Below are 20,037 nucleotides of genomic sequence, written 5' to 3'. Positions count from 1 at the left end.
GCTCACAATCCGCCCGCGGAAGGGTGTGTTGCCTGCCGGTAACCTCCAGAGTGGAAGAATGCCCGTGCCGGTCCCGATGGAAGCCGCGGGAATTGCATTGTCTCAAGAGGAAAACCTATGAATGTCACTGGTAGCGGAATCGATCCGGCACCCGCAAACGAAGGGTTGCCTGCCGGCAGCGTGCTTGCCGGCACTTTTGCCGACGAAACGACAGCCCGGCAAGCGATCGACGAACTGTCGCGGGCCGGCTACGCCAACGAGCAGATCTTGGTGGCGGCCCTAGAGCGCCACGAACAGGACGATCTTGTCAAGCAAACCGAAGCCGAGCCGCTCAACAAAGAAAGCGTCGCCACCGGCGGCTTCGGCGGCGCCCTGGTGGAAGGCTTCGCCCGGCTGCTGCCCAAGGGTCGCGGTGTCGCCAATATCGTTTACTCGACGCTGGTGCGCCTGGGCTTTACCGAGGAGCAGGCCCGTTACTACGAACGGGCCTACGAGGCCGGTCGCATCCTGGTGGTCATCGAAGCGGTGCGCGACGCAAATACTGTGCTTGCCGTCCTGGAGCGCCACGGAGCCGACATCGGTCCCGGCACCACCACCGGCCGCACCGTCGAGCAGCGCGATACGACCGTTTCCACCTCCGGCTCCACCCCGCCATCCACAGGCCCGGTTGGTCGCCATCCCGACGAACCCCAGAACCTTTAATGCTTCTAGTGCGTGCTCCCTTCCCCTATGGGGGGAGGGGCCGGGGGTGGATTTCTAATGCACCAAGCCGGAGCGCAGGGCGAGTACTGCCGCCTGGGTGCGATCGTCGGCGCACAGTTTGCTGAGGATGTTGCGCACGTGGGTCTTGACGGTGCCCACGGTGATATAAAGCTGCTGAGCAATCCCTTCGTTGGAATGACCCTGCACAATCAGCTGCAGCACTTCCAGTTCGCGCTCGGTGAGGGGCGAAGCCTCAAGAATCTGCGCAAGCTCAGGATCGGCCGCCTGGATCACCGTCTGGCGAGTGCCGGGAGCGGCGTGAACCGAGCGGGAGCGCACTTCGTTCAGGACGATGCCTGCCACCGACGGATCGATAAAGCTGGTGCCCTCATGGGTCTTTTCTACAACCTGAAGCAAATCTTTTGAGGCGATATCCTTCATGCAGTAAGAATCGGCACCCGAGGCAAAGGCGGCAAGCACCGTCTGGGAATCGTCGCGCATCGTGAGGATGAGCACCAGGATTTCGGGGTGTTCGCTTTTGACGCGCCGAGTCACCTCGATACCGTCGATCCCCGGCAGCCCCACGTCGACAATCGCCAGGTCCGGCTTCATCTGCTCGATGAGCCTGAGCCCCGCTTCGCCGTTGGACGCATCTCCGAGCAGCTTGATATGGTCGGACTGGCTGAGGGCCATGCGCAGACCGGCGCGGGTAAGATCGTGATCTTCGACAAGTACAACGCGAATCGGGTCCATGATGATGCCTCAGCCTTTGGATTGGTGTCTTGACTTTCAAGTACACCACGTCGGCAGCAAACAAGTCGTCTGCCGCAGGACAGAGCGTGCACTCGATGTACTTGTCTTATTTTCAGGGCGCTCAACGCACCAACCAGAAGGTGTCCTGGCGCCTAAAGGCCCAGCGCGGCACCCCGTCGGCGCCGATCATCATGTCCTCCTCCTGGGCCATGCGCACTTTCTGGCCACCCCACTCGGCCACCGGCACGGTCGCCTGCAGTTCGATGGAGAACCACTGGTTGGGGATCACGGCGTGGTCGCCCCGGCCGGGCACCCCCTCCTGGCGATCCCACAGGCCGATGAGCGGACCGGCGCCGTGGCCGTGCAGACCGATGGGGTGGGAATAAATGGTGCCGTCGATATTTTCGGCGCGCATGCGCCGCTGGGATGCTTCGAGAACAGCGTTGCCGGAGCGGCCCGGGCGGGTCTCCTCCAGGACGATGTCCTGCAGCCGATTGGAGCGGGCAAGGGCGGCTTTTAGCCCTGCGGGCGCATCGCTCTCACCGTCCTTGAGCACGTAGGCCAGATGCTGGGTGTCCGTCTGCAGCCGCAGCGCCACGATGCCGGTGTCGCAGTGGAGCACGTCACCTTTTTGAATGACCGGGTCTTCGCCCAACTGCTCCTCGGTGAATCCCCGGCGCTGCAGGTCGACAGAGGGCTGGAACCAGGCTGCCAAACCCCGTTCGGCGATAAACTGGCGCATCCACCAGACCACGTCGCCGGTGCGCGTCACCCCCGGGGCGATTACCTGACTGGAAAAGGCGGTCGAGATCATCTGCCAGGTGAGTTCATTGAGCTTGCGGTAGAACGCTTCTTCCTCCGACAAACGCACGGCGATCAAATCGACCGCAAGACCCTCCGCGCGGCGAAAGCGCTTCGTCCACTCGGGGCCGAGCGCCTCGCTCATCCCTTCGTACTCGCCCGCACTGAGGCCGTCGGCAAAGGCGAAGGTGCGCGAGACGTTGATGGCAATCGTCCTGGGCCGGCGCTCCTCGATCACCTCTTTGAGCATCTGCCACTGCTCGTCGCCCCACAGTTCCGCCTGGCGACCCCCCACCGCCGCTTCCACCTTGCGCTCGGAGCGCCGGGCGGTGTAGACCCCGCCCTGGGAACCGCCGCCTAAAGCCAGCATCTCCACACCTTTGTCCGCGCCGCGATCATAAAATACATAAATCGTCCGGCGGCGGGCCGAGAAAGTCGTCGGAGCCACCAGGGCGCTGAAGACCGGGTCTTCGTTGTACTCGCGCATCGGGATCACCCACATCTGGGCGCCGTAGCGGCGCATCAAGGGCGGCAAAACCGTTTCCATCCGCTTTTTGAGCCACTGCTGCTGCACCTCGGCCTGCTCGCGCATGGTGCCGAAGGGGCGCAAGGAAGCGTCGGCCCGCACCGGGGAGGCCGCAGCCAGAATCAGCAAACCTACCAGGATCGCTCGTTTCATCGTCGCCGATTGGGGTGTGTCGGTAAACACACGTAGTATAGCGGCGCACAGGTCTGCCGATGGCGCTTTGAGTCTGCAACTCGGTGAGTAAAGCCAAGTGCAGCGGGGGCACGAGATTACTGCCGAGGGTAGTGACGCTGGGGATCAAAACTTACCAACATGGAATTATCAGAATCGCACGGTGTACAGCCCATGAACAGCCGCGGTTTTCCGGGTATTCCCAAAGAAGGATCGTGGACACGCAAAGCGAGGCGGCAGGCCGCCGGGCAGGACCAGGTGCTCGTCACCCCACCGCCCGCCGACTGGCGGCCGCAACCGTATCTGGAGGGTGTGGGCGGTCTGGGAGAAGTGCTGGTTACCCTCAAAGAACTGGTCGAGCTGCCGCTTAAAAAACCGGAGGTTCTCGAACAGCTCGGCCTCGAACCGGTGCGCGGCGTGTTGCTGGTCGGCCCGCCCGGCACCGGCAAGACCCTCACGGCCCGTGCTCTGGCTGAGCAACTCGGGGTGCGCTTTCTGGCCATCATCGGCCCGGAGATGATGGGCAAATACTACGGCGAGGCCGAATCGCGCCTGCGGGGGCTATTTGCCAAGGCGGCCCGCCTCGCCCCGTGTCTGTTGTTCATCGACGAGATCGACGGCCTCGCCCCGGATCGGGCCAGCACCGACCACGAGGCCGATCGCCGGGTGGTGGCCCAACTGCTCGGGCTGATGGATGGAGTGACGAAGACCCCGGGCGTGGTGGTCCTTGCCGCCACCAACCGGCCGGACCACCTCGACCCGGCCCTGCGCCGCCCCGGCCGCTTCGACCGTGAGGTACGCTTCGGCGTGCCCGATCGCGACGGGCGGCTCGAAATTCTGCGCATCCTCACCCGGCGGATGCCCTTTGACGAAACGGTGGACCTGGAGGCGGTCGCCGATCGGGCGGTGGGCCTGGTGGGAGCCGACCTCAAAGGCCTTTGCCAGAAGGCGGCCTACCGGGCGTTGCGCCGCCAGGGAGGCAACCTCGAAAGCGCCCCGGGCATGAGCGTGAGCCAGTCCGACTTTGTGGCCGCCCTCAAAGAAGTGAAGCCCGCGGTGCTGCGCGCAGTGCAGGTGGAGGCTCCGGCGGTGGCTTGGGAGGCGGTGGGCGGTCTGGAGCCCGTCAAGCAGACGCTGCGCGAGTCGGTGGAAGGGGCGCTGTTGTATCCGGAACTCTACCGCCGCGCGGGGGCGAAGGCCCCCCGGGGCATCTTGCTCTACGGGCCGCCCGGCACCGGCAAGACGTTGCTCGCCAGAGCCGTCGCCTCCCAGGCGCGGGCCAACTTTATCGCCGTCAAAGGCCCCGAGCTGTTGAGCCGCTGGGTGGGAGCTTCCGAGCAGGCGGTGCGCGAGCTGTTCGCCAAGGCCCGCCAGGCGGCCCCCTGCGTGATCTTCGTCGATGAAATCGACACGCTGGCCCCCGAGCGGGGCAGCGGCGGCGCCGATTCGGGAGTGAGCGACCGGGTGGTGGGGCAGTTGCTCACCGAACTCGACGGCCTGGAGGAAGCCGGGGCGGTGTTGCTCATCGGCGCCACCAACCGCCCGGAGGTTCTCGACCCGGCCCTGTTGCGCGCTGGCCGCCTCGATTTGCAGCTCAAAATCGACCTGCCCGATCGCGAAAGCCGTCTGGCCATCCTGCGGGTGCACAACCGCGAGCGGCCCCTGGCGGGCGTCGATTTGGAATTTTGGGCCGGAAGCACCGAGGGATGGAGCGGCGCGGATCTGGCGCTGTTCAGCAACCAGGCGGCCCTCGCGGCGGTCCGCCGCCACCGTGAAGCCGGCCACACCGACCCGGCTCGGATTGTCCTTGGGCCGGACGACTTCGAGGCGGCCTACCGCACGCTCAAGCAGCAGCGCGGGGATTGACGGCCGGGGCGGGCGGTTACGATGAATCCGGGCTCGGGGCGAATCGATGGACAAGCGCCGACGGGCTTTGCGGGCTGACGTCGAGTAGGGTTGTTTCGCAAGCCGGAGGTCCACACCCGCCATGATCGACATTGCGGTGAAGCTGCTTGGCCCAGGCGACGAGGTCGTGCTCGAGGGGGTGGCGCTGGAGGTGTTCGACGGCCCGGTCGACCCGGCACTGGTGCGCGCCTTTTTGGCCGAGCCGGGGCACTACATCGTCGTCGCGGTGGACGGGGGAACCGTTGTAGGCTTCGCCTCCGGCGTCCGCTACCTACACCCGGACAAACCCTGGGCCTTGTGGGTCAACGAGGTCGGCGTCTCGCCCGACTGGCAGGGCCGCGGTATCGGCAAGGCTGTGTTGCGCTGCTTGCTGGAGGCGGGGGCGGCGGCGGGCTGTACCGAGGCCTGGGTCGGCACGGAGGCGGGCAACGCCCCGGCCCGGGCCCTCTACCGTGCGGTTGGCGGGGCGTTGGACTCGGAGGCGTTTGTGACATTCTCCTTCCCACTGGGCTGCGGATCAGCCGACCCGGAACAAAACGAATCGGCGCCCACGCGCGCTGAAAATCCGGGTGTCGATTGCCCCTAGTCCACCACGGTTTCTCCTGGCCTCCGTCTGATTGGACTGCTCCCAAAGGGTTGGACCAGCCTTTGGGGAGTAGCCCAATGGAGTTTTGAGACAGTCGTTTGGAGACGAGCAGGCGATCTTCGGGACGACGTCCCGCAGGACGACTAGGATATTCGGGAAGTTGCCTGCTCGATCAGCATGTCCGCAGCGAATCATCGGATCTTGTGCACCGCCCTGGCCGCCGCGCTGTCCCTCGCCGCCTGCGGCGCTCCCAAGTACCAACCCAATAACCGCACCCTCCCGGTCAGCAAGGCCGAGTACGGCGAGCGCTGGCCCCTGGCGGTGCAATCGGGCGCACTCGATTGCCCGTTGCCGGGGGCGGTGGTCCTCAAGGCCGACGGCAAGACCTACGCCCTCAACGGCACCGCCGAATCGACCGCCAAATACCAGTTGGTGGACGGTATATTGACTGCCAACCCGTCCGGGGGCAAGGTCGATTCCCAGACCAAGATCGCTCTGCTGCAGCCGCTGGTGGACGCCGGATTGCAGCTGTGTACCGACTAGCCGCCGGGAGGCCCGATGATGTTTGAAGATGTCGCCATTGCCCTGCCGGTGCGTCCAAACGATCTCGACAGTTTTGGTCACGTCAACTACGCCACGGTGTTGGAGTACATGGAGGCGGGCCGCTGGGCGTGGCTGTCGCACCACCACAAGATGGAGCAGGCAAGCAGCGTGCTGCCGGTGGTCTCGCGCCTGGAAATCGCCTACCACCGCGAGATCCGCATGGAACAGGTGCAGGTGAACACCCACCTGGAGCCGGGGGAAGAGTCGCCCTACTACGTGTTTTTCAAGCAGACAGTGGGAGTTGTGCGCGAAGGCAGGCCGATTACTGCGGTCGAAGCGCGCGTGCGCATGGTCTTCATGGACGCCGTCAAGCGCACCCTCACCACCAAGCAGGCGTTTCTCGACAGCAAAGACAGTTAAAACCGGTGCGATACTGGGCCTTGGTAGTAGGAGAGGGCGCCGGGGATGCTATTTGGGAAAACAGCGGCACTGGCCGGTGCCGTACTTGCAGGTCTGCTGTTCGTGCCGCCGGTTTGGGCAGGCAAGATCGTCGATGGGGATCTGTCACTGGAATTTACACCGCCGCCTTACTTTCAGACCACCAAGAATCCGCCGGGAAAGCCCATTCACTACGTGCTCACCCCCCCGGACAAATCGGTCGCCATCTCCACGGGCTCCCAGTTCGACCGCAATCTGCGCAACGCCCCGCCCTTTGACCCGGCCCCGGCCAAGGCTTTCTGCGCCCGCGCCGCCGCGGTGATCCCCAAGGAAGTCACACTCCAGAAGAGCAACCGCTTTTTGCTGGACAACCAGAATGGCGTCGAGTGCCGGTTCGCCGCCCCGAACGGCCGCACCATCCACTGGGTCGCCGCCCCGGTACCGGCTCAGCTATTGATGTTCATGGCCGACTGGCCCAAACCGCCCAGCAAGGAGCAGGTGGCGACCTTTCGGCAGTTTCTGGGCGGCGTGCAGATTTTTTAGCCCCGGCCGGGCTGCAGCCGCACATTGCGTACCGAACCCAACTGGTTGATGGGGCCACGCACCTGGAAGGAGAAGTTGCGCGGCTGCTGTTGGGGAAGTTTCAAGATGCGGCCGAGCAGATTGCCCAGCAGGCGGTCGCCGTCCATCGACACCGCCCCGAGGGGGTTCTGGGTGAAGCTGCCGCGCACCTGCAGGTTGGCCACCTCGTCGACCAGGCGCAGGGTGCCGTCCGCCTGCATGTTGAGCGCAGAGCCGGTGTAGACGAAGTTGTCGGTGCGCGCCACGCCGTTTTGCACCCTGAAGTTACCACCCAGGCGCTGGAATTTGCCGGTGTTGAGCCGGCCGACCGACAGCAGCAGCGTATCGAGACTGAAGCCCTGGCCGCTTCCCAGCCCCTCGGCCACCCCCAGGATGGGCCCCATCAGATTGAGTGTGGCCAGCCGCCCGTTGGTGACATTCATCGATCCCTGCCCGTTCAGCGACTGGAGGAATTGATTTTGATTGCCGCCTTTGGCCTGGAAGGTGAAGTCCATGTCGGTGCGGCCGAAGATCTGGTTGGGCGGAAAGTCGATGAGTTGGCGGGCAAGGGTATTCGCCTCAGCATCGCGCAGGTTGAGGTTGCCCTGCACCGCCTGGGTTTTGAGATCCGTGCGCAGATCGCCCCCCATGCGGCCCCCGGCCGTGTTGAGCCCAAAGTCGTTCAGGACCAGCACCCCCCGGTTGAGCTGGACTTTGGTGCGCAGCTGCTGGAAGGTGAGGCGGCTGACCACCCCCTGGTCGATGGCCAGTTGGCCCTGGCCGCGCAGGGAGTTGAGATCCGCTCCGCCGGAGGATCCTTCCTTTTTGTCACCCCCGGAAGCGCTCGCCAGCAGCCGGTCGATGTTGAGCCGGGCAAGGCGGGCATCGAAGGTGAAATTGGGGTCTTTGAAGTTGCGGACAGTGCCTTTGAGCTGACCCCGGCCCTCCGGGGTCTGGAAGGTGAGCCCCGGGGTGCTCGCTTGATCGCCCGCGACATTCACCGGCCCGGAAAGGCCGCTGATCCCTCCCAGCAGGCCAGGGATCGCCACGCCCTGCAACTTCAGGGCCGCCTGGAAGGCTGCCGAGCTGGCCGGGCCTTTCAAACTCAGATCCAGCCCGGCCCGGCCGGCACTCACGCCCAGATCCGCTACCTGGGGCACCAGCTTTGTGATGTTGGTCAGGTTCAGAGGCTGGGGGGTGCGCGCCCGCAGATCCAGACTTTGCGCCGGGGTGCCGGGTTGGCGGACGGTGCCGCCGCCGTCGAGCACCAGCCCCGCCAGGGCCAGGCGGGTGTTGGCGAAGGTGAGTTGGGCGGGGGTATAGGTGCCCCTCAGCACCAGCCGCTGGGCGGGAGTGAGATTGAGATTGTTGAATTTGAGTTCATCGAGCTTGGCTAGATCCAGATTGCCGGTGAAATCGAGTTTGTTCGTGGTGCCGCCCGCCGTAAATTCCATAGGTACGGCACCTTTCGCCTGGATGGGAGGCGGTGATCCCAGCAGTGCAAAGACCTGGGGGAAGTTGAGCGTGCCTGTGCCCGCTACTTGCAGCGCCCCCGTCGGGCCGAGGCTGCCGCCGACACGGATGTCCGACCCGGCAAGCCGTCCGCTGAGGTTCTCGAAGCGGTTTCCCTGCGGGCCAAGCTGCACGGTGCCGCGTAGATCTTCGACGGGTTTTTTGAGCCCGCTCAGCCCCACCCGCGCCCCTTGAAACTCAACACGACCCTCCGGCTGAGCGCCCCGGATACGCAGATCCACGGCGGCACGGCCCCCGAGGCTGGTGACATTGTCGAGGGCGCGGCTAGCCACTAACTCCGAAGTGAGGATCGACCGCGCCACCCCCAGATCGAGGCTCGGGCTTTTGAAAATAAGTTGGGGTTGGGTTTTGCCGGTGCGATAGCCGTCGATAGCGCCGGTCAGCTCAAAGGGCGAAGGGCCGATACTGCCTTTGAGAGCTTGAAATTGCACCCGGTTGGCCCCGAGCAGGACGGTGCCGTTCAGGCTTTCGAGCGGTTGGGGAAGCCGGGGGTTGCGCAGGGTGAGTCCCTTGAGATCCACCCGCCCGGTGACCAGCGGCTGTGCAACGGTGCCCAGGATGGCCAGATCCGTCGCTATCTTCCCACTGCCGGTACTTTGGGCAATCCACGGCAGCAACGACGTGGGCAGGGCTGCTACAGGCAGGCTGCGGCGGGCTGTAAACGGGTCGAACTCGCCCGTTTTCACATTTAAATCCAGCGCCTGGCCCGGTTGGTTGAAAAAGCGCGGCAGCGTGCCTTTGGCGTCCGCCGTCAGTTCGGGCAGTTTCAATTGCAGCCGCTCGACCGCCACTTGCTGGGGGCCAAACGTCAGATCGCCATCGAGATCCACACTCCGGGCCTTCCAGGCCGTCTTGCCCCAGACTTCCGGCCACAGCCATGCGAGCGCCTGCGCCTTCACCTTGCCTTCGAGCTGATCTTGACTCAGTTCCCAGCGCACATCGAGGTCGAAAAGTCCCTTGAGGCCCGCAAGCGCCGGCTGTCCCAGGAGCCCTACCACCTGATCTGCCGCCAGTTGCTGCGTCTGCAGGCGCAGTTCACCCCCCCAGGCAGCGGCGGGATCGCCCTTCGGGAGTTCGATCGTTCCGGCCACGGCCAGGGGCGTCTTCTCGCCCAGATCGCCTTTGAAAGTGATATCGAGGTCGTAGGGATTTTGGGGTCGCAAATCGAAAGCGACATTGCTCAGACGCAATTGCCGCGGGGGATTCTGGGTCTGGTCGGTGACGCGCACGGTGCTGTCGACCAGACTGACCGCCGGACCGCTGTAGCCGGTTTGCCCCGGCCCGTCCGGACCCTGCGCCGTCAAAAGATCCGCAACGTTCCATTGGCCCGCCGGGTTGCGCTGCAATGCCAGATCGAGCCTTTCGAATTCGAGACGCTTGAGGACGACCTGGCGCGACAGAAGCGGCCAGAGATCGACTTCCACAAAAACGCTGCGCGCATCCAGTTGCTTCTCGCTGCCGCGCAGATTGAACAGTTCTACCCGGTCCGCCCGCAGGCCGATGCCTCCCAGGGTTTGCACCTGCAATTTGCCGAGCCTGACCCGACGGCGCAAGGTCTGGGCGATAGCCTCTTCGAGGGGTTTGCGCAGACCGTCGCTGTCGACAAACAGCGGAACGAGCGCCAGAGCGGTCACGCCCGCTCCCACCAGACCGACCGTGGCTGCAAGGGAAATGATTGCCCAACGGGGGATCCTGCCCCCGGCTCTGCCGCTGGAAACTGTCATGGCAATTAGCCTTTTTTAAAGCATGATTTAAAAGTAGCCCGGACTCAAATCCAAGCCTACCGACGATCGTAGCGCCGTGGGGCAGTTATGGAGTGGTAGGCCGGTGGCGTGGTGGTGAGTTCGCCCGGATTCTACAAACAGGGGAAATCCGCCATCGAAGAAGAATTTCGTACCGGACGAATGGTGCATCGCTACCAGGTAGTCCGTCTGTGGGAGCAGGATCCGGCCCTTTTGCTCAAGCAGCCCGCCCTGATGCCGCCGGCGGCTCTCGCCCGCACCGACAGGCCGGAACAACTTCTGGTCCGAGTTGCTGAGCGGATCGCTACGATAGAAGCACCCGGCCCACGGGCAAATACCCTGGCCTACGCGAAGATACTGGCAGGTCTACGTTTTGCTGAGACGGTCATCGACGAGTGATTGCGGGAGGAGCTGATGCGTGAATCTGTAATTTACCAACGCATTCTGCGCGAAGGTGAAATCGATGGTATGCAAAAGCTTCTACTCAGGCTGTTGACACACCGGTTCGGCCAGATTTCCTCCGAGGTTATCAATCAAACTGAAGCGATCTTCTAATGAAAGTGGGCAGCTTGAACGTTTAAGTGAGGCAGTACTTGACGTAGCTGACCTGGGGCAATTCTGTCAGCAACTTTGAAGACAATCGCCGTTTATCACAGCCCCTCAATTTTGCCCGTAAGTGGCTTGTTCATGGACGGGCAGAATTCGATCGGGAGCAAGGACTTGTGAGATTTTGTAAGCCCTGATACGGCAAGAATTTACATCTACCTTACAGCCTCCGACAGACCGACGCGGGCATCGCCCCGTAAAGTGGCAACGTCACCCCTGTGCGCCCTACCGTCCGAGGAGCCTTTGCCGATGCGCTCGAACATCTCCGCCTGGTCGATCCGCAACCCGGTGCCGACGATCGTGCTGTTTTTGATTCTGACTCTGGGCGGGCTCGCTTCGTTTGGCGGCCTGGGGATCGATCTTGACCCGAATACCGACCTGCCGACGGTGGGGGTGACCGTCACCCAACTCGGGGCGGCACCCACCGAGCTTGAGACCCAGGTAACCCGTAGAGTCGAGCAGGCGGTCTCCAGCATCGGCAATATCCGCCACATCTATTCGACCGTCCGCGACGGCAGCTCGTTTACGCGCGTCGAATTCAACCTGGGCACCAACCTCGATCGCGCCACCAACGACACCCGCGACGCGATTACCAAGATCCGCGCCCAACTGCCCCAGGGTATCGACGAGCCGGTGATTCAGCGCTTCGACGACGGCGGCTGGCCGTTTATCGGCTATACGATCTCCTCCGATCGCCGTGCGCCGGTGGAACTGAGCTGGCTGGCCGAAAACCGGATCGCCCGCGAATTGCTCACAGTGCCGGGGGTCTCCCAGGTTCTTTACTTCGGCTCCAAGCGCGAAATTCGCATCGACCTCAATCCGGTGCGCCTCAAGGCTTTGGGGATCACCGCCGATCAGGTCCACGCCCAGATCCGCGCCCTCAATATTGATCTTCCCGGCGGCCGGGGGGAGGTGGGTACCACCGAGCAGGCCATCCGCACCCTGGGCAGCGCCGCCACGGTCGAAAATTTGCGCTCGGTGCGCATCGCCCTACCGGATGGGCGCCATGCCAACCTCGAAAGCCTCGGCACCGTCACCGACGGCACCGCCGACCAGCGCTGGCTCGCCTACTACGACAGCCGCCCCGCCGTGGTCTTCCAGGTCGTGCGCGCGAGCGGCACCAACCTGGTGGGCGTCGAGGAGGCGGTGCAGGCAAAGGTCAAGGAGATCCAACAATCCCTTCCCGATGACATCAAGTTGCAGCTGCTGTGGACGACCGGCGATTTTGTGCGCGAGTCCTACGACGCCTCGGTGGAGGCGGTGCTGTTGGGGGCGGGCCTCGCGGTGGTGGTCATCTGGCTGTTCTTGCGCGACTGGCGCGCGACCCTGATTGCCGGACTGGCTATCCCCCTTTCGGTAATCCCGACTTTCGCGGTGATGCGCATGGCGGGTTTCACCCTCAACAACATGACGATGCTGGCCCTGGCTCTGGTGATCGGCATTCTGGTCGACGACGCCATCGTCGAACTCGAAAACATCTCGCGCCACATCGGCATGGGCAAGTCGCCCTACCAGGCCGCCGTCGAGGCCGCCGATGAAATTGGCCTCGCGGTGGTGGCGACCACGATGACGATTGTGGCGGTGTTTTTGCCGGTGGCCTTCATGGAGGGCATCCAGGGCCAGTACTTTCGGCAGTTCGGCTGGACGGTGGCGGCGGCGGTGCTCTTTTCGCTGGTGGTGGCGCGCATGCTCACCCCACTGATGGCGGCGTACCTGCTGAAACCCCACACCCACGCCCCCGGCCGGTCGCTCTTGACGCGCCTCTACGAAGGCGTGCTGGGTTGGTCGCTCGCCCACCGCCGGATCGCGCTGCTGCTGGCCGGGGCCTTCTTCGCCGGTAGTCTGGCACTCATTCCTCTGCTGCCCACTTCGTTTATCGGGCCGATCGACCGGGGCCAGAGCAGCCTCGAAGTCGAACTGCCCCCCGGATCGAGCATCGAGACCACCCGCAAGGCGATGTTGCAATTGGGGTCGCTGGTGCAGGGACACCCGGCGGTGGAACACGTCTACGCGCGGGCAGGCTCGATCGACTCCAGTTCGACCCCCAACACCGGCAGACTGGTGATCACCCTCAAGCCCAGAGACAAGCGCCGCCAGACCCAGCAGCAGTTCGAAGCCGAGATGCGGCCCATCCTCAATCAGGTGCCCGGGGTACGCCTTTCCTTCAGCGGCTGGGGCGGTAAGAACGTCCAGATTGTCCTGAGCGGCGACAACACCGTCGAACTGGAGCGCGCCGCCCGAGACCTCACCGACCAGATGCGCGGCCTGCCGGAACTGGTCGATGTCAATTCCACCGCGGCGATTCTGCGCCCCGAGATTCAGGTCAGACCGCTACTGGACCGCGCCGCCGAGCAGGGGGTCTCCGTTGCCGCTATCGCCCGCACCGCCCAGATTGCCACCTTGGGCGACAGCGAGGCCAACCTGGCCAAATTCACGTTGCCCTCCCGCCAGATCAACATCCGCGTCCAGCTCGACCCGACTTTTCGCACCGATTTCGACACGATCGGCGATTTGCAGGTGATGGGCAACGGCGGAGCGCTGGTTCCCCTCAAGTCGGTGGCCCAACTGGCGATGGGCAGCGGCGCGATGCAAATCGAGCGCTACGACCGCGCCCGCCAGGTGACCATCGGGGCGAATCTGGCCCCGGGCGTCAATCTGGGTCCGGCCTTGCAAAAAGTGCACGAACTGCCGGTCCTGCGCAATCTGCCTGCGAGCGTCAGCGAAAAACTGGCCGGGGAAGCCGAGAACCAGCGCGATGTGTTCAACGGTTTCGGCGGAGCGATTGCCGCTGCCATCCTGCTTATCTACGCAGTGCTGGCGCTGCTCTTTGGCGGCTTCTTGCACCCGCTGACGATCATGATGTCCTTGCCGCTGTCGCTGGGCGGGGCGCTGGTCGGCCTACTGGTCTTCCAAAAATCCCTGGGTCTCTACACCCTCATCGGCATCGTCATGCTGATGGGCCTGGTGTGCAAGAACGCCATCTTGCTGGTCGAGTACTGTCTGGTGGCGATGCAGGCGGGCCGGCCGCGCACCGAGGCGATTTTGCAGGCGGGTGAGGCGCGCATGCGGCCCATCTTGATGACGACCGTGGCGATGATCGCGGGCATGCTGCCGATTGCCCTGGGGATCGGTGCGGGCTCCGAGGCGCGCTCTCCCATGGCCGTGGCCGTGGTGGGCGGGTTGCTCACCTCCACGGCCTTGACGCTGGTGGTTGTCCCGGTTGTCTTTACGTTTGTCGATGATCTGCAAAGCTGGTTCTGGCGGCTTGTCCAGCCACGCACCAAAATCGCACCGGTTCCGGCGGCGCTCGAAGTTCCTCCGGCGATGGCTACGCCGCAGGAGTAAGCCGACGGCAAGGGTGGACAAAACAGGGGGCTGCACCGGGGAGCGATCTCCGGTGTTTTTTTGACTGCTATTGCGCGTGAGTACTTGCGAACCATCGCCAAGCGCGTGCTGCGACGCCTATCCCGTTGGGAAAGTGCTGCCGTCCAGACTGCGCGCTTGGTGTCGATGTATTTCTAGCGCACGGGGTGGACCCTAAAAAATGCTGTTTGTCCGTTAAACGGCGCACTTTCCCTGAACAATCGATAGTGGAAGGTAATCGGATTCGACTCGGACTGTCATCCCTTGTTCATGTGCAAGGCTTGCTAATGCCAACAGGTCATAGGCAAGGAATAGCCTCGAATCTAAACGTGTTTCGTCGTCTAGATCACAAAGTTCGTGGTGGCATTCGAGTGCTATGTATAAGGACTTATTGAATGCTTCTTCGTCCTTGCGCATGAGGTTGAACAACAGTTCCATTTGTGAAATGGCTTTGAGGTACAGATATTCTTCCGAACAGAAGTGGAGTTTATCTGGCTTGGCATTGGTCATGGCTGCTATCAGATGGTCAGCAGCATCGTCTTTGCCCTGCCAATAACTCTGCAACGCCGAAATATACGAATAGGTAAACTCGTCGTATCTGGTGCTCGAACGGCGCAACAGTTCGAGAGGAATGCGACAGAGATTATCGAGCACAGGTAAGTCGCGGCAGATGACCGCCAAGTAATAACCTGAACACCAGGCAGAACAATTAACTCCTGAATGATCGACTTTGGCAGGCAGCCGAATCGATGTATCTTTGCTTAGATAAATCTCAAGTTCACTTTCTGAGGTTGATGCCAAAGCGAATAAAGCGGCAGCGGATTTTGCTGCCAGTTGAATTGATTCGCAAATCTCAACTGATTCAGGGAATGAAACAGATAGATAACCTGCGTAGCCTTGGACTAACGAAGATAGCATTCTCAGGGAGCTAGAATTATGGCTTACAGTTAAACCTTCATAAATGGTGTCAACCAGTTGCTTCGCTTTAATGGTCTGCTTGTTCATGAAGTTAATGTCTGTTTGGTGCCGTGTTATTTTTTCCATTTTGGACTTCCTTTTTGTTCTTGCAAAGGCTTATTTTAGGTGAAATTCTCGCACTTGTACTGCACCTATCTGTGAAGTTCCGTTCCTATCTTTGATTGGCAGTTGAACTTTTAGATATTGAACATTCCCCTTTTGTTTTGCAGCGAGCAATTCAGTGCCAATGGATTCATCTTTTCCCTCCATCGTTTTTGCGATTGCTTTGAAGTACTCAGAACTGCCTTGCTGAGCCGTGCCGCGTTCTGTCCGTCTTGCCCCCAATCGACTGCTGCCGCCTTTCGCTTCAATGACCACAAAGGTCTCGTTGCCATCTTCGCCTTTCACTTTCCACACCTGGTCGAAATCCCCGGACTGCGATTTGCTGAATTCTGACCCATCCGTCCGCTTAGGATAGGCCAGTGTCGCATTCTCGCCGTAGGTCTTGTGCATGTACTCCTGTGCTGCTTGCTCGGCCAATCGTCGGCTGCGTTCGTTCATCTGATAGCTGGCTTTGGCCGCCTGTTCCAGTGCGCGCTCGGCGAGGGTGTTGTTGGTGTCGAAGACAAAACTCTATTTGCTTATCAAACCGCACATTTTCCCTGAACGATCGACAGCGGCAGATAATCTGATTCGACATGCACGGCCATCCCCTGTTCGTAGGCTAAACTCGACAATGCCAACAGGTCGTAGGCGAGATAAAAATCGGAATCCAAACGAGTATCTTCGTCGAGGTTGCACAACTCGCGGTGGCTCTCCAGCGCTGTGTACAACGACCGATTGAAAGCCTCTCCATCTTTGCGCATTAGCTGGAACATCATCTCCATCTGCGGCACGGCCTTCAGATACAGGTATTCTTCCGAACAGCACTGGATTTTCTCCGGTTTGGCGTCGGCCATCGCCGCCATCAGGTGCCGGGCGGCGTCGCGTTCGCCTCGCCAGTAACCCTGCAACGCCGCAATGAACGAAAACATAAACTCGTCGTATCTGGTGCTCGAACGGCGCAACAGTTCGAGGGGAATGCGGCCCAAGGAATCGAGCACGGTCAGGTCGCGGCAGATGGCGGCAGCAAAGAAACCCGACATCCAAGCCGAACAGTTGACTTCGGATTCATCGATTTTGGCCGGCAGTCGAACTTTGATGTTGTTGTCCAGGTAAACCTCCAGTTCTTTTTCCGAGGTTGATGCCAGGGCAAATGCGCCAGCCGCGAGTTTTGCAATCAGTTGTATTGCTTTGCAAATTTCGTCCGATTCGGGTTGAGTAACGGACAGGTAACCGGGGTAACTTGGGAGTATAAAGAACAGCGTGCTCAAGGAAAGGACATTGTGATCTGAGATGATGCGCTGATAAATCTTATCAACGAGCTGTTTGGTGTCAATCGTTTGTTTAATCATAAAGTTCATGTCGGTTTGATGGCGCGCTATTTTTGTCATTCCTGGCTCCTTGATTTCCTTGTATACGATTATGAAAGATCAAACTCTCGAATTTTTGCGGAGTTGATTTGTGAGGCTCCTCCCTGCTCTTTGATCGGCAGTTGAATTTTCAAATATTGAACTTGCCCAAGGTCTTTTTTATCGATCAATTCAGAACCGATGGTCGCACCTTTTTTACGCATATTTTCAGCAATTGCTTTAAAATACCGAGGGCTGCCTTGTTGAGCTATTCCAGATGGAGTCTTTCGGGTACCCAATCGACTGCTGCCGCCTTTCGCTTCAATGACCACAAAGGTCTCGTTGCCATCTTCGCCTTTCACCTTCCACACCTGGTCAAAATCCCCGGACTGCGATTTGCTCATGTGCGAACCGTCCACCCGCTCGGGATAGGCCAGGGTCGCACGCTCGCCGTAGGTCTTGTGCATGTAATCCTCCGCCGCCTTCTCCGCCATCCGCCGCGAGCGTTCGTTCATCTGATAGCCAGCTTTGGCCGCTTCCTCCAACTTGCGCTCAGCCAGAGACTCATCACCGACAAGGGCTGCCTGACGGTGCTCGGCGATGGCCCTATCGCGCCGTTCGCGCCAGGCGTCACGCTCGCTGAGCAAATGTTCGTACTGCGCCGTCTGCTCCAGCGTGAACGGCTCCTCCGCTCCTTTGTAACTGGCTGCAAAATCAATCTGCTCTGACCGGGGAACCAGTTTGTCCCCGGCTACTGTGTAGCGCGGCAGATTTTCCGGTTCCCCGGCAAACTCCGGATTGCGGTCCAGGCGCAACCGGCCGCTCTCTTCGAGCACCCAGCGATAGCCTTCTTCCTGGATGCGGTCATGCGCGTCGCGCGGCTTCTCCAGACCGCGAAAGTACGCCTCTTTCGGACCATTCCAACTCGACGACGGTTTGCCCGGCAATTGCAGTTCGGCACTGCCACGTTCGGCGAGCAGTTGCTGATAGCGCCTTTGCACCTGCACGTCGGGATGAACCGCCAGGGGCGATTGCCACAGCGGCGCGACTGGAGCCACCGGCGGCGGCGCCTCGGGTATCGGTGCTGCGGGCGGTGGTGGAGCCTGCGGGCGGGCCGTGGCAGCGGGCAGAATACTCTCGGGATTTGCCAGAGCGGGCGGTGGGGCGAGTGTGTCCGGATGGGGAAGCAGCCAGGCATCGAGGTCTTCCGGCACGCCCCAATCGTCGTTGTCGCCCCGCTCTGCTGTCCCCAGCGCGAGACCATCCTCCTGCCCCGTCCGCCTCGGCAGCTCGGGAGCCACCCGCTGCGCCGCTCCTATCACCCCCTGGGTCGCTTTTTCAAAGCCGAAGGCCATCGTCGCGTTCATCGCCATCTGCGCCGGGCTCAACTGCTGCAGACCACTGGCGAGCACCTGTTCGTACTTCTGCTGCAGGCTCAGTTGCTCATCGAAAGCCACCTGCGCGCCGGTGGACAGCATGCTCGCCCCGGCGTTGTGCACCGTCTCAGACGCCAGTTTCTCCCCCACCAAGCGCGCCGCCGCCTGTACCATCGCCGATTCGGCCGCCTGCTGTCCGGCAATGCGTCCCACCGCCCCGGTGATTGCCCCTCGGGTGATGCCACCGACCGCCGCCGCTCCGGGAATCGGCACTGCCGAGAGCGCCCCGGTGGTCGCTCCTGAAAGCACATCCTCCCCCGCCTCGGCCAGGGTGTATCCATCACCGGAAACGGCGGCATCCCCCGCACCCAAAGCCACGCTCGTGCCTGCTCCAGCGGCAGTCGCGCTCAGCATCGTCGCAGCCACCCCGGCTCCCGCTCCGGCGGTGGCCACCGTCACCCCGAGGGCGGCGGCGGCGACCAGTCCTGTCTTCAGCATTTCGCCCCCGGCCTGGAAGCCTTGCTCGAACTGGCCGACCTGGCTATCGACCGCCGTGACGGTTTGGGCCACCAGTCCCGGCTGTAGCTTACCCTGGGCGTCCTGGCCGCCGAACAGTTCTGTGCGCAGTTGCTCGACTTGAGCGCTGCGACCGGCACGGATGGCCGCTTCCAGTGCGCCCAGCCTGGCAGCCAACTGCTCGAAGCGCTCGGCGGTCTGCTCTTGGACGGCGGCGGCAGAATCTTCTTCGAGCAGTTTGTGCTCGCGCTCTTCGTCTTGGCCGCTCAGCCGGTCCCAGACATCGCCCACCCCATCGGCGACGGCGTTGACGGCGGTGTCGGTCCATTGGTTGATTTTGTCGGCGGCGCGCTCCAGCACGGTGCCGTCCTGGTGGAGGATCTTCTGAAAGTGGCTGTCGACCTGGGCACGGTAGGCCAAAAGTTGGGCGAGCAGGGCCTCCAGTTGGGCCAGTTGCTGCGCTTGCAGAGCCTCAGTATCGTCTTCGGCCGGTGCTTCTGTGAGAGGCGACTGCGGGTCGGGGGGGTCGGTGGCGGCGGGCGGCGGAGGCGGGGTGAGTTCGAGGTGCAGGGCAAAGCCCGCCACCGGTTCGAGTGCATCCTCCTGCAGCGGCAGGTCGTCCTCCAGCGTCTGCTCGGCTGCTTCAAGCTCTTGCTCAGCGTCCGGCAGTGCATCGGAATCTGTCAGCTCGGGCGCGTCGGGCTCTGCCGGGTCAGGCTCAGTGTCTTCTGCCAGTGCACTCTGCTCTGGCTCGCCAGGGGACTCGAACGCTTCCTCGTCCCAGATGTCGGCTTCCCAATCGGGTTCACCGACAGCGGCGGCAGGAGTGTCCCAGAAGGCGAGCGGATCCCAGCCGGACGCTTCTTGCTGATAGGCGAGCGGTGGGGGCGATTCCTGGCTGGACGGCTCGGTATCAGGCATTTCCCCTTGAGGCGCTTGGAGTGTTTGCAAACCGCCTGGACAAGAAAAAATAGACCGACAAACATCAGTGCAGGAGACGCGATCTGCTGGTCTTAGGGACAACCTCGAAAACTTGAAAGGTCGATGTTGGCGCTTGTTGTGCGCCTCCAGCCGCTCCGGAGCACCTGGAGCGGGTCGTTCAGCAGAAACATTTCTACCCCAGGTGGCGCGGCAATCTCCCCCGATGGCGGGAGAATAACATCGGGTGCCGGAAGTGGCTCTGCTTCCTGTACCGGAGGACAACGTTGTTCAAGAGGACAGTTACGATGCGTATTTTCTCCCCTGGCCTGCTCCTGGCCGGTGCACTGCTGCTGAGTAACATCGGAACGGCCCATGCGGCCGAGTGCATGGCCCTCAAGCCGGTCGGCAGCACCGAGGCCGGCACCAGCGTCAAAAAATCCATTTCCCCGGCGGCGGTCGAAGCCCCTCCGGCGATGGTGGCTCAGCAGGAGTGAGCCGACCGACAGGTGTGGACAAAACAGGGGGCTGCACCGGGGAGAAATCTCCGGTGTTTTTTTCGCTCCTAGTGGCCAGACAGGATGCAATC

At 62.1% G+C, this 20,037-nt stretch carries 17 protein-coding genes; 10 read left to right on the top strand and 7 right to left on the bottom strand.

The genetic code is table 11. From position 1 onward, the window contains the following. Window positions 1-117: 117 nt before the first annotated feature. Window positions 118-702 (top strand): general stress protein, encoded by a 585-nt coding sequence (locus GLL_RS01310; RefSeq protein ID WP_011140249.1) that lies wholly within the window; start codon window positions 118-120, stop codon window positions 700-702. A gap of 54 nt (window positions 703-756) precedes the next feature. Here the strand turns inward: GLL_RS01310 and GLL_RS01305 are convergent, their stop codons facing one another. Together GLL_RS01305 and GLL_RS01300 are read right to left on the bottom strand one after the other, a co-directional pair. Then, entirely contained in the window at window positions 757-1,455 is a 699-nt protein-coding gene (locus GLL_RS01305) for a response regulator (RefSeq protein WP_011140248.1), read from the bottom strand. A 121-nt stretch (window positions 1,456-1,576) separates the two neighbouring features. After that, complete coding sequence (locus GLL_RS01300) at window positions 1,577-2,935, bottom strand: M24 family metallopeptidase (RefSeq protein ID WP_164928471.1); 1,359 nt, start codon at window positions 2,933-2,935, stop codon at window positions 1,577-1,579. A gap of 192 nt (window positions 2,936-3,127) precedes the next feature. Here GLL_RS01300 and GLL_RS01295 point away from each other — a divergent pair, with 192 nt between their 5' ends. The 5 genes from GLL_RS01295 to GLL_RS01275 all read left to right on the top strand — a co-directional run bounded on the left by GLL_RS01295 (window position 3,128) and on the right by GLL_RS01275 (window position 6,968). Continuing rightward, on the top strand, window positions 3,128-4,819 hold the full coding sequence (locus tag GLL_RS01295) for an AAA family ATPase (RefSeq protein WP_197530091.1): 1,692 nt from the start codon (window positions 3,128-3,130) through the stop codon (window positions 4,817-4,819). A 121-nt stretch (window positions 4,820-4,940) separates the two neighbouring features. Further along, entirely contained in the window at window positions 4,941-5,444 is a 504-nt protein-coding gene (locus GLL_RS01290) for a GNAT family N-acetyltransferase (protein WP_011140245.1), read from the top strand. Between the two features lie 177 nt (window positions 5,445-5,621). Next, a complete protein-coding gene (locus tag GLL_RS01285; RefSeq protein WP_011140244.1) occupies window positions 5,622-5,987 on the top strand; it encodes a YebY family protein in 366 nt (121 codons plus the stop codon). 15 nt (window positions 5,988-6,002) lie between these two features. Continuing rightward, a complete protein-coding gene (locus tag GLL_RS01280) occupies window positions 6,003-6,407 on the top strand; it encodes an acyl-CoA thioesterase (protein WP_011140243.1) in 405 nt (134 codons plus the stop codon). A gap of 45 nt (window positions 6,408-6,452) precedes the next feature. Continuing rightward, window positions 6,453-6,968, top strand: coding sequence for a hypothetical protein (locus GLL_RS01275; RefSeq protein ID WP_011140242.1), 516 nt, complete (start codon window positions 6,453-6,455; stop codon window positions 6,966-6,968). Here the strand turns inward: GLL_RS01275 and GLL_RS01270 are convergent. Next, a complete protein-coding gene (locus tag GLL_RS01270; protein ID WP_011140241.1) occupies window positions 6,965-10,243 on the bottom strand; it encodes an AsmA family protein in 3,279 nt (1,092 codons plus the stop codon). The genes GLL_RS01275 and GLL_RS01270 overlap by 4 nt on opposite strands. A 114-nt stretch (window positions 10,244-10,357) precedes the next feature. Here GLL_RS01270 and GLL_RS01265 point away from each other — a divergent pair, with 114 nt between their 5' ends. The 3 genes from GLL_RS01265 (at window position 10,358) to GLL_RS01255 (ending at window position 14,212) form a co-directional block, all read left to right on the top strand. Then, entirely contained in the window at window positions 10,358-10,660 is a 303-nt protein-coding gene (locus GLL_RS01265; RefSeq protein ID WP_164928470.1) for a hypothetical protein, read from the top strand. A 15-nt stretch (window positions 10,661-10,675) separates the two neighbouring features. Next, window positions 10,676-10,816, top strand: a complete 141-nt coding sequence (locus GLL_RS01260) for a DUF4351 domain-containing protein (RefSeq protein ID WP_011140239.1) — start codon at window positions 10,676-10,678, stop codon at window positions 10,814-10,816. Window positions 10,817-11,116: 300 nt separating this feature from the next. Beyond that, window positions 11,117-14,212 (top strand): efflux RND transporter permease subunit, encoded by a 3,096-nt coding sequence (locus tag GLL_RS01255; protein ID WP_011140238.1) that lies wholly within the window; start codon window positions 11,117-11,119, stop codon window positions 14,210-14,212. 213 nt (window positions 14,213-14,425) lie between these two features. Here GLL_RS01255 and GLL_RS01250 read toward each other — a convergent pair whose 3' ends face one another. The 4 genes from GLL_RS01250 to GLL_RS01235 form a co-directional block, all read right to left on the bottom strand. Further along, complete coding sequence (locus GLL_RS01250) at window positions 14,426-15,235, bottom strand: immunity 49 family protein (RefSeq protein ID WP_231848309.1); 810 nt, start codon at window positions 15,233-15,235, stop codon at window positions 14,426-14,428. 69 nt (window positions 15,236-15,304) lie between these two features. After that, window positions 15,305-15,748 (bottom strand): hypothetical protein, encoded by a 444-nt coding sequence (locus GLL_RS01245; RefSeq protein ID WP_011140236.1) that lies wholly within the window; start codon window positions 15,746-15,748, stop codon window positions 15,305-15,307. An 83-nt stretch (window positions 15,749-15,831) separates the two neighbouring features. Further along, the gene (locus GLL_RS01240) at window positions 15,832-16,680 is read right to left on the bottom strand and encodes an immunity 49 family protein (RefSeq protein ID WP_011140235.1); all 849 of its coding nucleotides are present in this window, start codon (window positions 16,678-16,680) and stop codon (window positions 15,832-15,834) included. A 29-nt stretch (window positions 16,681-16,709) separates the two neighbouring features. Continuing rightward, window positions 16,710-19,451 (bottom strand): hypothetical protein, encoded by a 2,742-nt coding sequence (locus GLL_RS01235; protein WP_011140234.1) that lies wholly within the window; start codon window positions 19,449-19,451, stop codon window positions 16,710-16,712. A gap of 305 nt (window positions 19,452-19,756) precedes the next feature. Here GLL_RS01235 and GLL_RS01230 point away from each other — a divergent pair, with 305 nt between their 5' ends. After that, window positions 19,757-19,945: a hypothetical protein gene (locus tag GLL_RS01230; RefSeq protein WP_011140233.1), complete on the top strand. Its 189-nt coding sequence runs from the start codon at window positions 19,757-19,759 to the stop codon at window positions 19,943-19,945. The last annotated feature ends 92 nt before the right edge of the window (window positions 19,946-20,037 follow it).

It is taken from the genome of Gloeobacter violaceus PCC 7421 (genome assembly GCF_000011385.1).
GTDB lineage: Bacteria > Cyanobacteriota > Cyanobacteriia > Gloeobacterales > Gloeobacteraceae > Gloeobacter > Gloeobacter violaceus.
Note: the sequence above shows the minus strand (reverse complement) of the source record. Positions and strands in the feature narration are given on the sequence as shown.

Excerpts from the sequence above, each read along its gene's own strand:
- GLL_RS01280 (WP_011140243.1), top strand. The coding sequence starts at position 6,003 with ATGATGTTTGAAGATGTCGCCATTGCCCTGCCGGTGCGTCCAAACGAT.
- GLL_RS01285 (WP_011140244.1), top strand. The coding sequence starts at position 5,622 with ATGTCCGCAGCGAATCATCGGATCTTGTGCACCGCCCTGGCCGCCGCG.
- GLL_RS01240 (WP_011140235.1), bottom strand. The coding sequence starts at position 16,680 with ATGACAAAAATAGCGCGCCATCAAACCGACATGAACTTTATGATTAAA.
- GLL_RS01230 (WP_011140233.1), top strand. The coding sequence starts at position 19,757 with ATGCGTATTTTCTCCCCTGGCCTGCTCCTGGCCGGTGCACTGCTGCTG.
- GLL_RS01250 (WP_231848309.1), bottom strand. The coding sequence starts at position 15,235 with ATGAACAAGCAGACCATTAAAGCGAAGCAACTGGTTGACACCATTTAT.
- GLL_RS01260 (WP_011140239.1), top strand. The coding sequence starts at position 10,676 with ATGCGTGAATCTGTAATTTACCAACGCATTCTGCGCGAAGGTGAAATC.
- GLL_RS01300 (WP_164928471.1), bottom strand. The coding sequence starts at position 2,935 with ATGAAACGAGCGATCCTGGTAGGTTTGCTGATTCTGGCTGCGGCCTCC.
- GLL_RS01295 (WP_197530091.1), top strand. The coding sequence starts at position 3,128 with ATGAACAGCCGCGGTTTTCCGGGTATTCCCAAAGAAGGATCGTGGACA.
- GLL_RS01290 (WP_011140245.1), top strand. The coding sequence starts at position 4,941 with ATGATCGACATTGCGGTGAAGCTGCTTGGCCCAGGCGACGAGGTCGTG.
- GLL_RS01245 (WP_011140236.1), bottom strand. The coding sequence starts at position 15,748 with ATGAACGAACGCAGCCGACGATTGGCCGAGCAAGCAGCACAGGAGTAC.
- GLL_RS01255 (WP_011140238.1), top strand. The coding sequence starts at position 11,117 with ATGCGCTCGAACATCTCCGCCTGGTCGATCCGCAACCCGGTGCCGACG.
- GLL_RS01305 (WP_011140248.1), bottom strand. The coding sequence starts at position 1,455 with ATGGACCCGATTCGCGTTGTACTTGTCGAAGATCACGATCTTACCCGC.
- GLL_RS01310 (WP_011140249.1), top strand. The coding sequence starts at position 118 with ATGAATGTCACTGGTAGCGGAATCGATCCGGCACCCGCAAACGAAGGG.
- GLL_RS01275 (WP_011140242.1), top strand. The coding sequence starts at position 6,453 with ATGCTATTTGGGAAAACAGCGGCACTGGCCGGTGCCGTACTTGCAGGT.
- GLL_RS01270 (WP_011140241.1), bottom strand. The coding sequence starts at position 10,243 with ATGACAGTTTCCAGCGGCAGAGCCGGGGGCAGGATCCCCCGTTGGGCA.
- GLL_RS01235 (WP_011140234.1), bottom strand. The coding sequence starts at position 19,451 with ATGCCTGATACCGAGCCGTCCAGCCAGGAATCGCCCCCACCGCTCGCC.